Here is a 19,610-nt window from a genome sequence, read left to right on the forward strand (position 1 = left end):
ACAGATGAGGGCGACCTCTACCTATAAGGAAGAGGATTGGGGTAATGAATCGTCTTCTTTTTTTAATTTTTCCCGATCAGGGAGAGGCTTTAAACCAATTTTTTAGGGTCAGAATGAGATTAGGAGTGATGATTGAAAATCACCTTTCCTGACGCACCCTACCCTTGACTGCCAACTGCCAACTATCCACTGCCAACTATCCACTGCCAACTGTCAACTGCCAACTATCAACTGTCAACTCTTCTTACCAAGGACTTCCGATTAGGGTGAAACTGCTCCAGTAGTAAGGATGAGAAAAATCTTGGTTTTGTTGTTTTATATTAGCCGGTAAATTCAATTTGCCCGCTGTTGTCAGTAACTGCTCGTTTTTGATCCGAACTTTACCAGCAATCATCGCCTGTTGAGCAAGTTGCAGAGTTTCTGCCTTAGTTGTCGCTCCTCGCAACTGGTGGTAAAATTCGCTCATCAGCGCCAAAGTGCCTCCGTCGTCAACATACCACAAACTCCCTAACGCAGATTTCGCGCCAGATTTTACCGCTAAACCTCCAAAACCTAACTCTGCTTCCCCATCGCCCAAGGCTGTTCTACAAGCACTTAATACTAATAAGTCTACCTGCGGATTGCGCCAATTTAAACTTTCCATGCGATCGAGCTGCAATTTGGAATTCCACAGTTGAATGTAAGAATTGCTTGGTCTTCCCGGTTTGAAGTCGGCGTGGGTTGCTAGGTGAACTATCCGAAATCCTCTTTTGGCGTGCTCCGAGTTGAGATTATCTATAGTGAAAGTTGAATTGAGGAAAGATGGCCCGTGCCACTCGGTAGAAATCGCCTGCAATTCGATCGGCACACTGAGCAAGGGCTTTTGGTCAACAAATTCTGACCTTCCCATTGCTAGCACTGTGGCATCTCTAACTGCTTTATAATCGCTATTAGTCAAGCTGAAACTGGGAATTAGGCTGAAACTGTATTTTTGAATCAAGAAGCCTTTACCGTCGTGTAAAGCGGCAAACGGCACACTCCTCAATCCCGGATCGACTGACAGCAACAATGTCTGAATTCCTAAGTTTTGTAAGTCTTTTTCTAGGGGTGCGATCGCCCATTTATATAATTGCTGGGCGGCGTGTAGATAACTGGTAGTACCGCGTTTTGCCTGACTGGTGATTTCATTCTGCAACTCTTGAACAACTGGAAAAAGAGCTGTTCTGTTGGCTTCAGGGATGCTGTAGTGAATCGGCCGCCCCACGGGAGGAACTAAAATTAGTTCCAGTCGATCGGCTCGCGAGACTATGTAGATGATACCAGACCGCTTGCCGGTTTGCTGTTCGATATTTCTTAATGTTTGTTGGAATGTCGCAATCATGACTTTTTGATCTGGAAGATTGGCTGTTACTCCCAGGTATTGTCCAAATTCTTGATTCCTTGTTTGTTCGATTCCCCAGATTGTTTCCTGTATGTCGTTACCTTCAAAAAGTCGATCGGGAGGCGGAACATATCCCAGAACTAAATTAGAATTAGGATTGAGTGATGGCGTTGTTTCGTTGGGAGGTGTTGGCTGTTGGCTGGGGGGTAACTTACTGGCGATACTTGAATCCAGTTTTAAAATTTGACCCGCAGCAGCGCCGGGAGTGTCCAGCGGTGGATTTTTGCGACGGCCTTGCAAGTCTTCTGCATCGGGGGTTGAGGGTTGCGGTGCCGGTGTTGCTGCGGGTGTTTCTGGTGTGGCTGGTGTGGCGATGGGTGCGATCGTCCTGGGTGGCAATGCGTTAAAGTCGATCGAAGTTACTGCTACTGACTCCTGCGGCGGTGTCAGCCCAACAATCGGCGGAATTGTTTCCGTTATCTGCGGAATTGTCGGCGGAATTATCGGCGGAATTGTTTCCGTTATCGGCGGAATTGTCGGCGGAATTATCGGCGGAATTGTTTCCGTTATCTGCGGAATTGTCGGCGGAATTATCGGCGGAATTGTTTCCGTTATCTGCGGAATTATCGGCGGAATTAACGGCGGAATTGTTTCCGTTATCTGCGGAATTATCTGCGGAATTGTCGGCGGAATTATCGGCGGAATTGTTTCCGTTATCTGCGGAATTGTCGGCGGAATTATCTGCGGAATTATCTGCGGAATTATCTGCGGAATTATCTGCGGAATTGTGGGAGGAATTGTGGGCGGAGTTGTTTCCGTTGTGGGAGGAATTGTGGGCGGAGTTATGGGAGGAATTGTGGGCGGAGTTGTTTCCGTTGTCGGCGGAGTTGTCGGCGGAGTTATGGGCGGAATTATGGGCGTGGGATCGATCGCGTCGTCAGTCGAAAACACAATATTACCAACACTACTAGAACGCGGAAACGACTGCGATGTAATGCTAGATTGTCCCGTGGTAATTGCACCCGCCGTACCGTTGCTAGCAGCATTTCCAACAACAAACGGTTGAATCGGCGTCCCTCCATCTCCCCCAGCGTGCACAATTGTAATTTGACCACCACCGGCACCGCCAGCAGTAGAAATGCTAGCAAATCCCGTGGGGGAAAGTGGGGTGGAAAAAGTACCAGTAGCGCGGAAAAAATTGCCTGTTATTGCTGTGACATCGCCGCCGGTGCCGCCAGTACCGCCTTGGGCATTGATAAATTCTACTTGAATATCGCCGATCGGATCTAAGAACACATTGCCGCCATTTCCGACTGTACCGCTGGAGTTAATTTTTCCCGCCGTAATTGAATTTAAAGCTTTAACAGTGATGTTCCCGCCGATATTTCCCGCCGTATTCAAATCTCTAGCATTCACTTGTCCCTGCGGGCTCAAAAGCTCGATCGTCCCTCCATTTCCAGCATTTGAAGCAGTGACATTGCCCAATAAATTGATATTTCCAGCACTATTTACTTGCAAGCTTTGCGCGTTAATTGTCGAGTTTGCTGTCACATCGCCAGCATTTTTGATCGCAACATTTGCTAACTGTCGAGTGGCGCCGACGGCTGCGCTGAAAGTGATGCTGCCGCTACCTGAATCCAGATTTAGGCTGCGGGCCGCATCAATACTGTCGATCGCACCTCCAAACGCAATATTCCCGCCACCAGTGCTGAATATCGCGTCTTTCGTCAACGCGATCGCACCGTTAATATTGATATTGCCATTATTAGTAGTAACATTGCCACCCAACTTAGTGCTTGCAGCAGTAATATTAAAACCAGAATTGCTCGTAATATTACCTGTGAATTCCGCTTGCTTTGCGGTAACATTCAAAACAGAAAGTGGTGCTGTTCCGCCGATATTTCCTTGCACCAGCACATTGCCTGTAGCTGCATCTAAGTTTAACAAGTGATTGCCGTCGATCGCACCAACTATCTTAATATCTCCGCCGCCGGTACTGAGATTAATATCGTTTCCGAGTTGGATAGTGCCGTTAAGGGCGATCGCACTTTTATTGGTATTGATGCCAGAATTTAAATTAATTGTGGAAGCGTTGAGGGCAATGCTGCTATTGTCATTTCCCGTCAGAGTGCCATCAAGTGCGATCGTCCCAGTTCCCCCTTGAATAGTTACGGGGTCTAAAAATGTGAGATTATTAGGTATACTAACCTTGGCGGTGCTATCCGATCGCCCGATCGCGATCGAGCTAAACCCATTTTGAATCAAATTAATTTCCGATCCAGTCAAATCTAAAGCGCTAGTATTGTTGTCAGTTCCGCCAACCGCAATATTTTGTCCTGCTGTTGCTGGTTGCAGCGTTAGCGCGCCCGTACCAGAAACATTACCTGAAAAATCAATTTCACCGGCAGTTAAAGTCAGCGGGTTACTACCTGCGGCTAAAGTAGAGCCGAAGGCAATAGTTGCATCTCCCAGTGTAAAAGTTACAGGAGTATTTAATGTCACCGGGCCACTAAAACTAATGTTATCATTAGTTGTGGTGATATTTCCGCTTAGGGCAACGCTTCCCGCGCCATTTTGATTAAATGCACCGTCTAAATTTAGATTATTTAAAATATTGAGATTGCCCGTATTGCTAATTATTAGCGTACCGTTATTCGTGGTAGTCAAAGTTCCTTGCAGATTAATAGTGTCAGCAGAAATTCCAATATTGCCAGCTACGTTAACCGCTGAATTCGCATTGATAGTTTGTCCGCTAATTTGCAACTTGCTTAAAGCATTAGCATTGCCAACTGCACCATTAAATGTAACATTACCCGTACCTCCATTCACAGTCAATTCGCTACTGCCGTTAACTGTATCATTAAAAGTAATATCTTTACCTGCGAGAATCGGATTATTGGCAACAGTGACAGCATCTCCATAAGTTTGAATTCCCGTAGTTGTCACATTACTATTCAGTTGAGTTGTACCGCCAGCGTTAGTGGTGATGCTAGCAGAATTGACGGCATTAAATGCGGTTGTAGCTGTACTATTAACGGTAATATTTCCTAATGGCGTGGTATTGCCAACTGCACCATTGAATGTAACATTACCGCTCACCGCGTTCGCCGTCAAATCGCTGGTGCCGTCCACAGTATTATTGAAAGTAATGCCGCTACCTGTGAGAATCGGATTATTGGCAACAGTGACAACCTCTCCGTAGGTTTGACTGCCGGTTGTAGTGACATTTCCCTTCACTTGAGTTGTGCCGCCAGCATCTGTCGTTAAACTCGCGGCATTGACTGTTTGATTAAATGCGGTGGTTCCTGTAGAGTTAGCGGTAATATTTCCTAATGCTGTGGTATTGCCAACTGCACCATTGAATGTAACATTACCGCTCAGTGCCTTCGCAGTCAAATCGCTGGTACCATCAACAGTATTATTGAATGTAATGCTGTCGCCTGAAAGAATCAGATTATTGGCAATTGTAACTGCATCTCCATAAGTTTGACTGCCAGTTGTAGTGACATTTCCCTTGACTTGAGTTGTGCCGCCAACATCTGTAGTCAAACTAGCGGCATTGACTGTTTGATTAAATGCGGTGGTTCCTGTAGAGTTAGCGGTAATATTTCCTAATGCTGTGGTATTACCAACTGCACCATTGAATGTAACATTACCAGTAGTCCCATCCACAGTCAAATCGCTGCTGCCGTCAACAGTATCGTTGAAAGTAACACCGCTGCCTGCGAGAATGGGATTATTGGCAACAGTGACAGCATCTCCGTAGGTTTGACTGCCGGTGGTAGTGACATTGCCATTAAGTGTAGTTGTGCCGCCAGCATTGGTAGTGAAACTGGTAGCCGTGACAGCATTAAATGTAGCTGTACCAGCACTATTGACGGTGATATTTCCTAATGGTGTAGTATTGCCGATCGCCGATTTAACTGAAAAGTTAACTGTACCTGTTTCTAAAGTGAGATTGCCGCTGCCATCAATGTTATTGTTAAACAGAATATTGCCACTTGCTGAATTGCCATTGCTGACTAAGACATTATTTCCAACTAAGGTATTGCCGTTAATTGTGATATTTTGAGATTGAGTGGTAATATTGCCCTTCAGGTTATTAGTTGTAGCGTTGAGAGTAATCGAAGCATTATCTGTTCCCGAAATCGATTGATTCGGATTGACAAAAATTGTGCCTTGAGTATTGAAAGTCACTGGATCTTTGAAAGATACTGGCAAATTGTCTACAGTGATATTGCCTGTAGTAGTGTTCCCTCCGAACACGATCGCACTAAATCCATCACTCAAGGCCGATAAAAACGGTGCTCCTAAATCCATCGCCTGCGGATCGTCAGCAAGTCCAGCCTGGAAGCGAATTCCGACATTTGGCGAAAACGGCACAATTGACAAATTACCTTTACCCTGTACAGAATCTGGGCCTCCAGAAAAGCCAATCTCATTGCCACTAATGCTAATATTTCCAGTACCTGGCAATCCCTTAGCATCAATGATATTTAGCCCAACTTGATTGGGAGTTGCGATCGCGATATCTCCGGCGGTACCCGAACTAGAACTAGAGTTCCAAACTACTCCGACATCTGCTACAATGTTGCCAGTTTTCCCTGTGAGGGTGATTTTTCCGCCATCGCCAGCAGTCGAACTTGAGTTAAGATTACCAGGAGTAATATTGTTAGCACTGAGTGTAATCGGGCCGCCATTTCCGGTAGTAGAACTTGTATCGATCGCCCCTGGAAGAGGATGAATAATATTACCGTTATTGCTCGTAAGGGCGATCGCCCGTCCGGGATTCGTAATATCGCCCGTGGAAATATCGCCAGTTGTGGTGATACTTATAGCGCCTGTGCTGGTAATATTGGCATTTGCATCTACTGCAAGTGCAGCCAAGGGATTAGTGCCACCTACAGGCCCATTAAAATTTACAGTGCCAGTAGTAATGTTTAATTGATTGTTGCCGTAAATAGTGCCATCAACAGTCCCGCCAAAGGTAATCTTTCCACTTTTCGCGGTTCCTGAAGTTGTGATGGTAGTAATGGGTTGAGTGAGGATGGCGTTTGTTGGGAAACTTATATTGCCACCAATTCCAGTTTGAGCAAAGGCATTAATATCACCACTAAGGGTAATATTGCTCGTACCCGGATTAAAAGTAATTGTTCCTGCATTACTGCTGCTAGAAGTTGAATTTGTACTGGAATCGATCGCACCTGTAGTAATCCCATTTGGACCAGTCAAGGAAATTGCTCCTCCATTTCCTGACTGAGAAGAGGAATCCAGTAAGCCCTTAGAGGTGTCAATCGTGCCTGTTCCTCCTGTAACAGAGAGGGCAATATTCCCTCCCGTACCTGCACCTGATGAAGCGGAATTTATACTAGCACTAATGTTACCACCAGTAGTTGAGACGGCGATCGCGCCTCCATTTCCTGACTGAGAAGCGGAATTCAGATCGGCAGTAATGTTACCACCAGCAGTGGAAAGTGCGATCGCGCCTCCATTTCCTGACTGAGAATCAGAATTCAGAAAGCCATTAGAGGTGTCAATCGCGCCTGTTCCTCCGGTGACAGAGAGGGTGATATTTCCTCCCGTACCTGCACCAGAGGAACCGGAACCTACAATACCAGTAGTAATGTTACCACCAGCAGTGGAAAGGGCGATCGCACCCGCATTTCCTGATTGGGAAATGGAATAAAGACTTCCAGCAGTCGTGTCGATCGCGCCTGTTCCTCCGGTGACAGAGAGCGTGATATTTCCTCCCAGTTGACCATCTGAATTCAGAGAACCAGTAGTAATGTTACCACCAGCGGTTGAGAGGGCGATCGCGCCGGCAGTTCCTAATGGAAATGCAGAGGAATCCACAGATCCAGCAGTCGTGTCGATCGCACCTGTTCCCGCAGTAACAAAAAGGGTGATGTCCCCTGCCGAACCTGCACTCGAATTGGAAAGAAGGCCGCCAGTAGTAATGTTACCACCAGCCGTTGAAAGGGCGATCGCGCCTCCATTTCCTGACTGAGAAGCAGAATTCAGAAAGCCATTAGAGGTGTCAATCGCGCCTGTTCCTCCGGTAGAGAGGGCGATCTTCCCTCCCGTACCTGCAGTACCTGATGAAGAGGAATTTAGATTACCAGTAGTAATGTTACCACCAGCGGTTGAGAGGGCGATCGTTCCCCCATTTCCTGAATTGTTGGAAAAGGAATTCACAAATCCCTTAGAGGTGTCAATCGCGCCTGTTCCTGCAGTAACAGTGAAGCTGATATTCCCTCCCGTACTACCTGATGAAACACCTGTTGCCAAAGAATTCACTTTGCCAGTGGTAATGCTACCGCCAGTCGTTGAGAGAGCGATCGCTCCCCCACTTGTTCCAGTAGCACCTAGAGTGCCCTGAGATGTGTCAATCTTGCCTGTTCCTCCTGTAGAGAGGGTAATGTTTCCTCCCGTATTGATACCTGCTGAAGTGGAATTCAAATTGCTAGTGGTAATGTCACCCCCAGTCGTTGAAAGGGCGATCGCTCCCCCTTTTCCTGGAGCGGCTGTAGTGGTAAAAGAATCGAGAGGGCCAGCAGAGGTGTTGATGGCACCATTTCCTGCGGTAACTTTAAGGGTGATATTCCCTCCCGCAATCCCTGGGTTGGAGGAAGAAGAATCCATAGAGCCAGTGGTAATGTTACCACCAGCAGTGGAGAGGGCGATCGCTCCCCCACTTGACATGAGAATGCCATTAGAGGTGTCAATCACGCCTGTTCCTCCAGTAGTGAGGGTAATGCTTCCCCCCTTAGTCCCTGCACTTGTGGAATCCATAGAGCCAGTGGTAATGTTACCGGCAGTAGTGGAGAGGGCGATCGCGCCTCCATTTCCTGAAAAGTTAGAGGAATTCAGAGTGCCTGCAGAGGTATTGATATTATTGGTACTGGCGAGGGTAATATTTCCGCCGGTAGTAGTAAGGTTGGCATTGACTGCTATTGCATTACTAGCATTTAATGCGATCGCACCATTTCCATTATTAGTAATAGGTTGATTAACCGTAATATTATTATTCGCTTGCAGCGTCAGAGAATTACTATTATTCCAAGCAACGGGAGCACTTACTGTAATATCGCCTGCACTTGCAGCAACCGACGTAGTAGAAATAGTGACATTGCTTAAACCCAGTTGCGTTTGCAGCGTCCCGTTATTGATTGTAGAAGTAGCCCCAACCGGAGCAAATACACCTACGGCGAATGTACCGCCTGCATCCGCGCCGGTGCTAATCGTAATATCAGTCGGATCTAATAATAATGTGCCAGCAATGCCCAAGGGCGATCGCAAATCCACTAATCCTTGAAAATCCAGCGATTGCTTTCCCGACACCTCCACAAAGCCGCCATTCCCCGAAAATAAGCCACCTCTCGCCGTAATATTTCCATTAAAGCGAGTAGTTTCATCAGCCCAAACAATCACTCGCCCGCCATTCCCATTACTAATAGCATCAGCATTAATTGTCGAGTCTGCGCTAACAAAAGTCCGCAAAGCATTCGGCACAGTCCCCAAACCGCGATAATCTCCACCAATCAGTACATTACCGCCACCGTTAATCCCAGAAGCATCGATATTACCTGCAATAACACCTACTTTTTCGCCTAAGATGTTAACGTTGCCGCCAGTGTTGCCAGAGACGTTGAGAGTCCCGGAGGCGATCGCAGTTCCCGCAGTTACCGGCACAGCAACATTCCCCGTCAACACAACTTCGCCATTAGCATTTACCGTCAAACCAGTTGCCTGTACCGCACCTTTTCCTGTCAGCAACTCCGGCAAAGATAACACAGGCTGCGTCCAATTGTTCGGCAGCGAGCTTTGAGTTATTGTCGGCTGAATATCTAAACTCAATAAATTTCCAGCTTGACTAATCCGCACCAAATTTTGACCCGGTACAGCGCCGATCAGAATATTTCCCCCCGGCGCAGTTAGCTGACCGGTATTAACAACCGTACCAGCAAGCAAAGTTAAATTTTGACCTGGTGTCACCGTCAAATTGCCTGCATTAACAATGCTTCCCCCTGGCAAAGTTGTAAACGCAAAACTATTCGGCATCCCGATTAAAGTTGCCCAGTTGTTATTGCCGATCGCACTAAACCACTGATTGTTCCCAAAACCAATCCCTGTAGCCGTAGTAGCATTAAAAGATCCCGGCACGTTGAGGCTGGCATTTAGCCCGAAAATCATGCCGGCAGGATTCATCAAAAATAAATTGGAATTGCCGCCCGTAACTTGAATTAAGCCATTGATTAAAGAAGGATTTCCCCCAGTAATCCGCCCCAGAATATTTTGAATATTGGGATTAGTCAAAAAGTTAGCCGTTTGACCTTCGCTAAGACCAAACTGAGTAAAACTGTGAAAAAGATTAGCCTTATCTCCGCTCAAAGACCCCCCGGAAATGTCGTAGCGGTTGCCGTTGGGAGTCACAACTGTGTTAGTGCCGTCCGGTGCCGGGGCGATGGGTTGCGCGTTTGCCGAACCCGCCGCTGCACTGAGCCAGCCAACTATGAATAACCATCCGAGCAAAGGTAGTCTGTTGGCTGTCATTGTGTTTAAAAATTGTGCTTAAAGTGCGATCGTATTTATCTATCCTATTTTTACTGCTAAAAACTCCTCATGTCAATAGAATAGCAAGATTTTTTATTCTCTAATAGTTGGAAAAGGAAAAAATGTATGTATTTAATTACTAGGATTTACGTAGAAACAGTTTTTTACTAACACTCAGCAAGCGGCAATAAAACTGGGTTTATTGTTTCCACTTTCACTACTTCTCTGATACCCCACAAAAACGGATACCGTGTCACGTACTCCTGTCGTGGAAAAATCAAAATTTTAGACTCAAGTTCAAACTCCCAGATTCATCTGCCCTTGTAAATCTCAAATCTCAAATCGACTCACGCCATTACCTTAAAAAGCCGGATTGATGCGTTCGGGACTGCTGGTAAAAATACGAGGCGGAATCCGAAGGTTAGGAGTAAAAAATCACTCAGTATATTAGTCAAAAATACGCAAATATCGATCGCCTATAGCCGCCACTTGCTGAGAGCACCGAAAAACACGCTCAAATCCCTACTCGCAGTCGCCACTTCACTCTTCTGCACACCCGCTAACAGCTTGCAGCCCGCTTCGATCGCTGGTCGAACAGCCGAGTTTTTCTCGTAAACTTTATATTTTTTTGATTAACTTTACCATAACTTTATAAAGCTTGAGTAAAATTTTTATGTATTTTTGATGAAAGCTAATATTTGCAAGTGTTGCAGTCAGGTTGAGACCGTTACCGACACGAACAAATGTAGTAGGTTGGAAGTCTAGGCAGGGTGAAAATCTTGCTGTTACAGATTAAAGTGTGGCACTCTGGTGTCAGTGAAAACTCTTAGAAGAAGCACTCATTTACTCAAAAACACACCTAAGTGATATCAATCTGTAGATTCACTGGTGTGGAGTCTCTTCTGTAGGTTTGAGCATCGTCCTAAATATCGCATAAGAGGCGATCGTCTATTCCCGTCACGGGAAAAGTGCGTTTCCCGCCTTACTACCTAACAACATTGGAGGAATCAGGGTTATGACCACCTTAACGCTAGTCAAAAAAACATCTTTTACCGTTGCCAGCTTGGCAACCACAATCTTGCTCAGCATCTGCACGCCCGTGCAAGCTTTCATGTTTGGCACAAAGGGCATCCAATTCGATGAAGATACAAGCATAAACTTTACCTTCGACGAATCACACGGCAGTTACCAGTCCAGCTTGTGGGTAGCCCAAGCTCTGTCGGGAAGCAATGGCTACAGCAACATCACCCAACTGTTTTACGAGTTCAAACCCTCGGATAACGGGAGCGCTGATCAATCGAAAGGAACCTTCGGCAACTCAGTCAGCTCGAACAACGGCTCCATAACCCAAACCGTCACTTTTTTGAAAGATCAAACTTATGCCCTGCTGCTGTGGAGCGACAGTGGCACCGGCAAACAATTCGAGCAGTACGTCTCCTCAAGCACCTTCATGAACAGCCCCGACTGGTTTGCCGCCAACACCCAGTTTCGGAGAGATGACTGTTTGGTGACGGGCTGTCAGCAAGCGGTATTTGGCGACTTTAAGCTCGACTACAACTCCAGCGACTCATTTACCAACATCAACGGCGGTAAAGGCCCAGAGCAATATTCATTGCTGACAGTGGCCCAACTGGCTCAGGGCACAAAAATCTCCTTCGACGATGCCGCAGGAAAAAAGGACGCTGACTTTGAAAACTTCATCATTTCAGCCGAGTTGGCCCCCGAGCCTGTGACAGTGTTCGGCACTATGCTGGGGATCGGGGCTTTGGCTGCCGCTCGCGGGAAAAAAAAGCGACAGCAGCAACCAGAAAAATGACTCTTAAGCATCCCCATACAAATCTAAATAGTGCGTCTGTTCAGTGGTACTGTGAGAAATAGCATTTCTAAATGTTAAGACTTTTTCCACCACGGGAAAAATAGAATCCTAACAAAGGCACTATTCATGGTATCCACCGCAACAAAAACGAACGTAGGCTACATCACCCAAATTATTGGGCCGGTTGTAGACGTAAAATTCCCAGGTGGCAAACTGCCCCAAATCTATAACGCTATTACGATCGCCGGCAAAAACGAAGCAGGTCAAGACATTTCTGTTACCTGCGAAGTTCAGCAACTGCTCGGAGACAGCCAAGTGCGTGCAGTTTCCATGAGTACAACCGACGGCTTAATGCGCGGTATGGAAGTAGTAGATACCGGGAAAGCGATCCAAGTTCCCGTCGGCATCCCGACTCTCGGCCGTATTTTTAACGTCATCGGCGAACCCGTAGACAACCTCGGCCCGGTCGATACTTCCGAAAGTATGCCCATCCACCGCCAGCCGCCGGCTTTCACCGAACTAGAAACCAAGCCTTCGGTGTTTGAAACAGGGATCAAGGTCATCGACCTCCTGGCTCCCTACCGTCGCGGTGGCAAAATCGGTTTGTTCGGCGGCGCAGGCGTCGGCAAAACCGTGATTATGATGGAACTCGTCAACAACATCGCTAAGGCTCACGGCGGCGTGTCCGTGTTTGGTGGTGTGGGCGAGCGCACCCGTGAAGGTAATGACCTTTACAAGGAAATGATCGAGTCTGGGGTTATTGACGAAAAAGACCGCAGCAAGTCGAAAATTGCCCTAGTATACGGTCAAATGAACGAGCCTCCCGGTGCTCGGATGCGCGTGGGTCTGTCGGCTCTAGCGATGGCCGAATACTTCCGCGATGTCAGCAAGCAAGACGTGCTGTTGTTCATTGACAATATCTTCCGGTTCGTGCAAGCGGGCTCTGAGGTATCGGCTCTGTTGGGTCGGATGCCTTCGGCTGTGGGATATCAGCCGACTCTCGGTACAGACATGGGCGATTTGCAAGAACGGATTACTTCGACTACCGAAGGTTCGATTACTTCGGTTCAAGCTGTGTACGTACCTGCGGATGACTTCACTGATCCAGCGCCGGCTACAACTTTTGCTCACTTGGACGCTACAACTTTGTTGTCTCGCGGTTTGGCTGCGAAGGGTATTTATCCGGCTGTTGATCCCCTGGAGTCTACCTCCACAATGTTGCAAGTTAGCATTGTAGGCGAAGAACACTATGGTGTTGCGCGTCAGGTGCAGTCTATTTTGCAACGCTACAAGGAATTGCAAGATATTATTGCGATTTTGGGTTTGGATGAGCTGTCGGAAGATGACCGCTTGACTGTTTCTCGTGCTCGCAAAATTGAACGTTTCTTGTCTCAACCGTTCTTTGTGGCGGAAGTGTTCACCGGTTCGCCTGGTAAGTATGTCAAGCTGGCTGATACCATTAAGGGCTTCCAAATGATTTTGGGTGGCGAACTTGATGAGTTACCAGAACAAGCTTTCTATTTGGTTGGCGATATCAATGAGGCGATCGCCAAAGCTGAAAAAATGAAGGCTGACGCTAAGTAATTTTAGTCATTAGTCATTGGTCATTAGTCATTAGTCATTGGTCATTAGTCATTAGTCATTAGTTATTAGTTAACAATTAACAGTTAATGAGTGATAACTGCTGACTGCTGACTGCTGACTAATGACTGATGACTGCTGACTGATGACTGCTGACTAATGACTGCTGACTGCTGACTGCTGACTAATGACTAAGGAAAATTTATGACATTAACTGTGCGCGTAGTTGCCCCAGACAAAACTGTTTGGGATTCTAATGCTGAAGAAGTAATTCTGCCGAGCACCACAGGCCAATTGGGTATCTTGAGTGGTCACGCTCCGATGTTGACTGCTTTGGATACCGGAGTAATGCGCGTCCGTCCTGGTAAGGAATGGGTGTCTATTGCTCTGATGGGCGGCTTTGCAGAAATCCAAGAAAACAAAGTTACTATTCTTGTCAACGGCGCTGAAAAAGGCGAAACGATTGATAAAGAAGCTGCTCGTGCTGCTTACACCGAAGCAGAAGCTCGTTTGGACAAGTCTGCTAGCGGCACTTTGCAAGAGCAAATTCAAGCTAAGCAAGCAATTAAACGCGCGAGAGCTCGTTTCCAAGCTGCCGGCGGTACGCTTTAGATAGGACGGTAGGGACAGGGTACTTTTGTATCTCTGGTTTGTATCAAGCGTCTCGATCCCCCCTAGCCCCCTTAAGAAGGGGGGGACAAGAGCATTCTCAAAGTCCCCCTTTTTAAGGGGGATTTAGGGGGATTTGGTCTGGGCGGTAAACGACAGATACAAAAGGTTTTAGTTGACCCTATGAACAATGTTGTGTCCCTACTTTTTTTGCTAAACTCCGGCCTCGGATAATAGAAATTGCATTGTTTCCCAAGATAACCCCTGCTGAAGATAGCGGGGGTTATTTGGATTGTAGGGGCTCTCCAGCCGATCGACACTCACAATCTTTGCTCCCTCCGGCAAAACTGGAACCTCTGGATCAAAAGCAGTCGATCGCACCAGGGAGCTAGAAAACCCTTTAAAAATAGCAATTTCGTCGAATTCGCCGTCAATTTGGGCCTTGACGATTAACACTTCGTGCGATCGGGCGATCGTGTATTGTTCCAAACGGCGAGCAATAGAGTCAGCCATAGCAAATCTCACCTTCCTGAAATCTGCTATAATATAGCTTAATTTTGTGGCTAATTTCAGGGACAGCCAGCAGAAATTTTATATTTAATTCTACCTTTTTTAACAGCCGGAAGTAAGCCAACATAATATAAGTCCTATCAAAAACATCTGGAATATATTACTCCTGCAAAACCTACTTAACGATATTTTATGAGCCACAGAAAGACTAGGTTTCAATTATCGTTTTCCTTTCAAAATATTAGACAGCGTTTGGCTTGGAGATATTCGCTGTTATTTATACTATTTCTTTGCTTGAGTTTAACTGTAGCAAGTTGCAACTCCGATCTAATAAATAGCTTTACAGCAAAAGAACAAAACTCATCCTCAAACTTAACAAAAATAGTAAAAATCGGCCATCAGCCTTTCGGAACGTTTTTTTATCTCAAAGCTAAAGGCTCTTTGGAAGCGCGTTTAGCGAAAATGGGGTGGTATGTAGAATGGACGGAATTTGTCGCAGGGCCGCCAATTTTAAAAGCAATAGGGCAAGGAAAAATCGATCTGGGTTACACAGGAGTTGCGCCGCCAATTTTTGCCCAATCTGAGGGCATACCTTTTGTTTATATTGCTAATGATTCAGCTTTACCTGGAAGCATTGGTATCATAGTTCCTCAAAATTCTCCTATTCGGACTCTGGCAGATCTCAAAGGCAAGAAAATAGCAGCAACTCGGAAAACAGCAGGTCACTATTTGTTAATTCGGGCGTTAACTCAAGGCGGCTTGCAGTTAAAAGATGCCGAATTAGTCGATTTGCCTCCGCTCAAAGCTCAGGAAGCATTTCTCAGAGGCGAGGTTGATGCTTGGGCGGTTTGGCAGCCATTTTTAGCTAAGTTACAGGAAACTATACCTGCTCATTTCTTGACTGATAGCGAGGGGCTGATCAATGACAGAAACTTCTATTTGGCAAGTCACTCTTTTGCTAGGGACTTTTCCGATATTGTTAAAACAGTGATGGGAGAAACCCGACAGATGGCTAATTGGATAACTAAGAATCCCGATCGAGCAGTAGAATTCATCACCGCTCGAACCGGAATGAAAAAAACAACAGCTATAGTATTAACTAAAAGCCGCAGTTACGATTTACTACCTATTCAAGACAGGGCAGTTGAAGAACAGCAACGTATTTCTGAAATTTTCTTCAGGTTGGGACTCCTTCCGGATAGAATTTGGATTGAAGATCTGATCTGGAAACAAAAATTAGATTTATAGAAGAAGTCAGTAGTCAGTAGTCAGTAGTCATTAGTCAGTAGTCATTAGTCATTAGTCATTAGTCATCAGGAAGAAGGAAGAAGGAAGAAGGAAGAAGGAAGAAGGAAGAAGGAAGAAGGAAAGCTTTAGCTATCGTCGCGAGAGAAGTCAGGATTAATCGACCGCATGGGGACTGGGGCTATTAAGAACTTCCTAACTGTTTGGCGGTTGCTATATAAAACCAGAAGTTAGGCAAAGGTAACGATAAATCAACGGTGGCGATTGTGCTAGCCGGAAAAATGCAATTGGGTGTATCCTAGAGACAGAGTTCAAACTGTTAAGTGGCAGAATAAAATTAAAATGTCCTCAATTGCCAATCAACTGCGTTACGGTTTTGTCTCGATTGTTGTGGCAAGCGTATTGATAGCAGGGAGTACGTTAGCTTACCTCAGCTTTCGGGGACAAATAGAACAGACAAAACAGCTTCAGTACGAGCGATCGCAAGCTGCTGCCGCCCAAATTAGCGCTTATCTGGATAACTTGCAGCGCCAACTCAATTACTTGTCAGAATTGCGCGGCTTAACAGAATTTAATAGTGAAACTCAGCGCAGCATTCTTGAAGGATTGATCAGCAGCAACAGCGCCTACGAAGTGGTAGGAATTTTTGACAGTAAAGGTCAAATCGTACAGGCGATGTCGCCTTACGAACCCTTCTCTACATCTAGCTTAAATTTAGCAGGTATTTCGGGAGATGCACCTATATTTTGGGAGACGTTTCGACAGGCTCAAAATTATGTGAGTTCAGTAGATGTCGATATGAAGACAACGGTTAATGTTGTCAATTTAGCCGTGCCTATTCGCGACAGTAAAAATCAAATTTCTGGAGTATTATTTGCCAGAGTTAGTCTCAATTTTTTAATTCAAATTGCAGCCAGATCGCAAGTTGGGAAAACTGGATACAGCTATGTTATCGACCATCGATCCGTGCTGATTTCGCAAACAGGAAACAAGATTAATCCATATTTACTCCCAGATTTGAAAGGGCGATCGTTTGTAGGAGAGTTATCCAAATTAGCTTTAGCTTCGGGGAGGGAATCTCCGCTGGTTTATCGAGGTTGGCGCGGGGAGGAAGTCATGGGTACGGGTGCGATCGTCCGTCGGGTACAGTGGATGGTGGTTGTAGAGCTACCGACAGCCGAAGCTTACGCTCCCGTGCGATCGCTCATCTACGTCATGGGTGCAGTTACCACCGCCAGCGCCCTCGCCGCCGTGGGCTTGGGAGTCGCTTTTGCGCGATCGATCACAAATCCTTTGAAATCCCTAACATCCGCAGCTACTGAAATGAGTAGCGGAATATTGGAAACTCGGGTAAATATTGCCGCATCTAACGAACTAGGAAAATTAGCTGATGCTTTCAACAGTATGGCCGGTCAATTGGAAGTATCTTTCACAAAATTAGAGGATCAAAATGCCCAATTGCAGCGACTTGACAAACTCAAAGACGAATTTTTAGCCAATACTTCTCACGAACTCCGCACCCCGCTTAATGGCATTATTGGTTTAACAGAATCTTTGATAGACGGTGCTACAGGACAATTGCCAGCACCGACTATTTCTAATCTAAAAATCATTGCATCTAGTGGCAGAAGACTCTCCAATCTCATCAACGACATTCTTGATTTCTCGAAGCTGAGACACAAAAATATTGAACTGCAAATCAAGCCAGTCGGCATCCGAGAAATTGTCGATATCGTAGTAACTCTTTCTCAACCTCTAATTGGTGCCAAAAACTTGCAGTTGATTAATTCAGTCACTCGCGAGATTCCCCTGGTAGATGCCGATGAAAATCGGGTGCAACAAATTCTTTATAACTTAATCGGAAATGCCATTAAATTTACCGACACTGGTACTGTAGAAATTTCGGCAAATGCGATCAGCTTGAATTCGCCCCAGTTGCTTGATCAAGAAATTTCAGTAACCAGCCAAATTCAATCTTTAATTGTCAGGTCAAAACTGCAAATTACGGTATCCGATACCGGGATTGGCATTGCTGAAGATAAATTAGAACGAATTTTTGAATCTTTTGAACAAGCAGACGGTTCTACTGCTAGAGAATACGGAGGAACCGGTTTAGGTTTGGCTGTTACAAAGCAGTTAGTCGAGCTGCATGGCGGCGAAATTCAAGTATTTTCAAAACTCGGTGTTGGTTCGCAGTTTACCTTTAGTTTGCCAATTTCTCAAAATCAGTATGTCGAACACAATCAGTTACCACTAACGGCTCAACAGTTGTTAGCTTCAAGAACAGATGAGCGCAATTTCATAACCGCTCAAACTGCGACACCAACTTTTAATAATAACAGTTCGATGAATTTACAAGAAAGCCCAGAAAACAATAAGGTGAAAATCTTGATTGTCGATGACGAACCTGTCAATATTCAGGTATTAATTAATAATTTAGTTCTCGAAAATTATACGATTGCTGAAGCTAGCAGCGGTAGAGAAGCTTTAGCTCTTCTCGACAGAGGCTACAAGCCAGATCTAATCTTGCTAGATATCATGATGCCACGGATGACTGGTTACGAAGTTTGCGATAAAGTCCGGGAAAAATTCACAGCCAGCGAATTACCAATCGTGATGCTAACCGCCAAAAATCAAGTCTCTGACTTAGTGCAAGGTTTCAATGCAGGAGCCAATGATTTTTTAACTAAACCGTTTCTTAAAAATGAATTGTTAGCCAGAATCAAAACTCACATCCGTCTGACAAAAATTAATGCAGCCTATGGTAGATTTGTTCCTCACGACTTTCTGCGATTTTTGGGACACGAAAGTATCATTGATGTCCAATTAGGCGATCAAATTCAGAAAGAAATGACAGTTTTATTTTCGGATATTCGCTCCTTTACGACTATCTCCGAAGCGATGACTCCTCAAGAAAATTTTAATTTTCTCAACAGCTACCTCCGACGAGTGAGTCCGGTAATTCGCGCTCACCAAGGTTTCATTGATAAATATATTGGGGATGCGATTATGGCACTATTTCCTGAGTCGGCAGATGATGCTGTGCGCGCGGCGGTGGAAATGCAAAAACAAGTTATTCTTTACAACCTGCACCGACAACTAAGCAATTATGCACCGATTACGATTGGCATTGGTTTGCACGCGGGCACTTTAATGTTGGGTACGATTGGCGAGCAAGAACGGATGGAGAGTACCGTGATTGCTGATGCGGTGAATCTCGCTTCTCGTTTGGAAGGATTGACTAAGGTTTATGGATCGGGAATTCTGGTAACAGATTCAATTTTAGAGCGTTTGGGCGATCGATCGCAATATCTGTGCCGATTTGTCGATCGAGTCACAGTAAAAGGGAAAACATCTGCCGTGTCTGTGTTTGAAATTTATGATGCAGAAACCGAACAAAGCATTCAGCTAAAACAGGAAACTGCTGCTGCATTTCAAAAAGCTCTAGAGCTTTATGTCGAGCAAAATTTTCCTAAAGCGCAAAAAATATTCAAGAATATTTGCGAAACAAATCCTCAAGATAAGTTGGCAGCAATCTACTATCAGCGCTGTCTGAAGCATCAAATGTATGGAGTACCAGAAGGATGGTCGGGGATAGAATGTTTACAGGAAAAGTAGTAAAACTAGCATCAATCTGAAGTCAGAAATTTTCAGGTATTTATCTAATTTTTCGGCTCTGACATCAGTCATAATATATTCAGACCGAAGCCTGAAAGCCGCAAATTGGGGATTTTCTCGAAAATTTAATGTAGAGTTAGCTGATTTTGACTTCACAATCGAATATAATGGGGGAAGCTATCCGAAAAAGAACCTGGTTTTTCTAAGAAATCTCAGGTTGGACAGCGATTCAGGAAGCAACCCAATACTTCTCGGTTAAGGTCTAAGCGGTACTGAGAATAGAAAAATGAAGCTCCTGGCGCTGAGTACCAGTACCTC

7 protein-coding genes are annotated in these 19,610 nt (G+C 45.5%); 5 read left to right on the top strand and 2 right to left on the bottom strand.

Translation table 11 applies throughout. From position 1 onward, the window contains the following. Positions 1-244 precede the first annotated feature (244 nt). Complete coding sequence (locus tag QUB66_RS29815) at positions 245-9,913, bottom strand: CHAT domain-containing protein (protein WP_333003350.1); 9,669 nt, start codon at positions 9,911-9,913, stop codon at positions 245-247. A gap of 1,015 nt (positions 9,914-10,928) precedes the next feature. Here QUB66_RS29815 and QUB66_RS27315 point away from each other — a divergent pair. The 3 genes from QUB66_RS27315 (at position 10,929) to atpC (ending at position 13,922) form a co-directional block, all read left to right on the top strand. Next, entirely contained in the window at positions 10,929-11,729 is an 801-nt protein-coding gene (locus tag QUB66_RS27315; protein WP_265239018.1) for a PEP-CTERM sorting domain-containing protein, read from the top strand. Positions 11,730-11,855: 126 nt separating this feature from the next. Then, positions 11,856-13,313 (top strand): F0F1 ATP synthase subunit beta, encoded by a 1,458-nt coding sequence (gene atpD / locus QUB66_RS27320; protein ID WP_106149425.1) that lies wholly within the window; start codon positions 11,856-11,858, stop codon positions 13,311-13,313. Between the two features lie 201 nt (positions 13,314-13,514). Beyond that, positions 13,515-13,922, top strand: coding sequence for an ATP synthase F1 subunit epsilon (atpC, locus tag QUB66_RS27325; protein WP_265239017.1), 408 nt, complete (start codon positions 13,515-13,517; stop codon positions 13,920-13,922). 210 nt (positions 13,923-14,132) lie between these two features. On the opposite strand, the gene QUB66_RS27330 is transcribed toward atpC, so the two are convergent. Continuing rightward, a complete protein-coding gene (locus QUB66_RS27330; protein WP_265239016.1) occupies positions 14,133-14,432 on the bottom strand; it encodes a DUF7734 family protein in 300 nt (99 codons plus the stop codon). 291 nt (positions 14,433-14,723) lie between these two features. Between QUB66_RS27330 and QUB66_RS27335 the strand changes: the two genes are divergently transcribed. Beyond that, on the top strand, positions 14,724-15,677 hold the full coding sequence (locus QUB66_RS27335; RefSeq protein ID WP_442923314.1) for an aliphatic sulfonate ABC transporter substrate-binding protein: 954 nt from the start codon (positions 14,724-14,726) through the stop codon (positions 15,675-15,677). A 339-nt stretch (positions 15,678-16,016) separates the two neighbouring features. After that, entirely contained in the window at positions 16,017-19,292 is a 3,276-nt protein-coding gene (locus QUB66_RS27340) for a response regulator (RefSeq protein WP_332970428.1), read from the top strand. Positions 19,293-19,610 lie beyond the last annotated feature (318 nt).

It is taken from the genome of Microcoleus sp. A2-C3 (assembly GCF_036706065.1).
Classification (GTDB): domain Bacteria; phylum Cyanobacteriota; class Cyanobacteriia; order Cyanobacteriales; family Microcoleaceae; genus Microcoleus.

What these genes read in the sequence shown, in the direction of transcription:
- QUB66_RS27340 (WP_332970428.1), top strand. Translation starts at nt 16,017, where the DNA reads ATGTCCTCAATTGCCAATCAACTGCGTTACGGTTTTGTCTCGATTGTT.
- atpD (WP_106149425.1), top strand. Translation starts at nt 11,856, where the DNA reads ATGGTATCCACCGCAACAAAAACGAACGTAGGCTACATCACCCAAATT.
- QUB66_RS29815 (WP_333003350.1), bottom strand. Translation starts at nt 9,913, where the DNA reads ATGACAGCCAACAGACTACCTTTGCTCGGATGGTTATTCATAGTTGGC.
- QUB66_RS27315 (WP_265239018.1), top strand. Translation starts at nt 10,929, where the DNA reads ATGACCACCTTAACGCTAGTCAAAAAAACATCTTTTACCGTTGCCAGC.
- atpC (WP_265239017.1), top strand. Translation starts at nt 13,515, where the DNA reads ATGACATTAACTGTGCGCGTAGTTGCCCCAGACAAAACTGTTTGGGAT.
- QUB66_RS27330 (WP_265239016.1), bottom strand. Translation starts at nt 14,432, where the DNA reads ATGGCTGACTCTATTGCTCGCCGTTTGGAACAATACACGATCGCCCGA.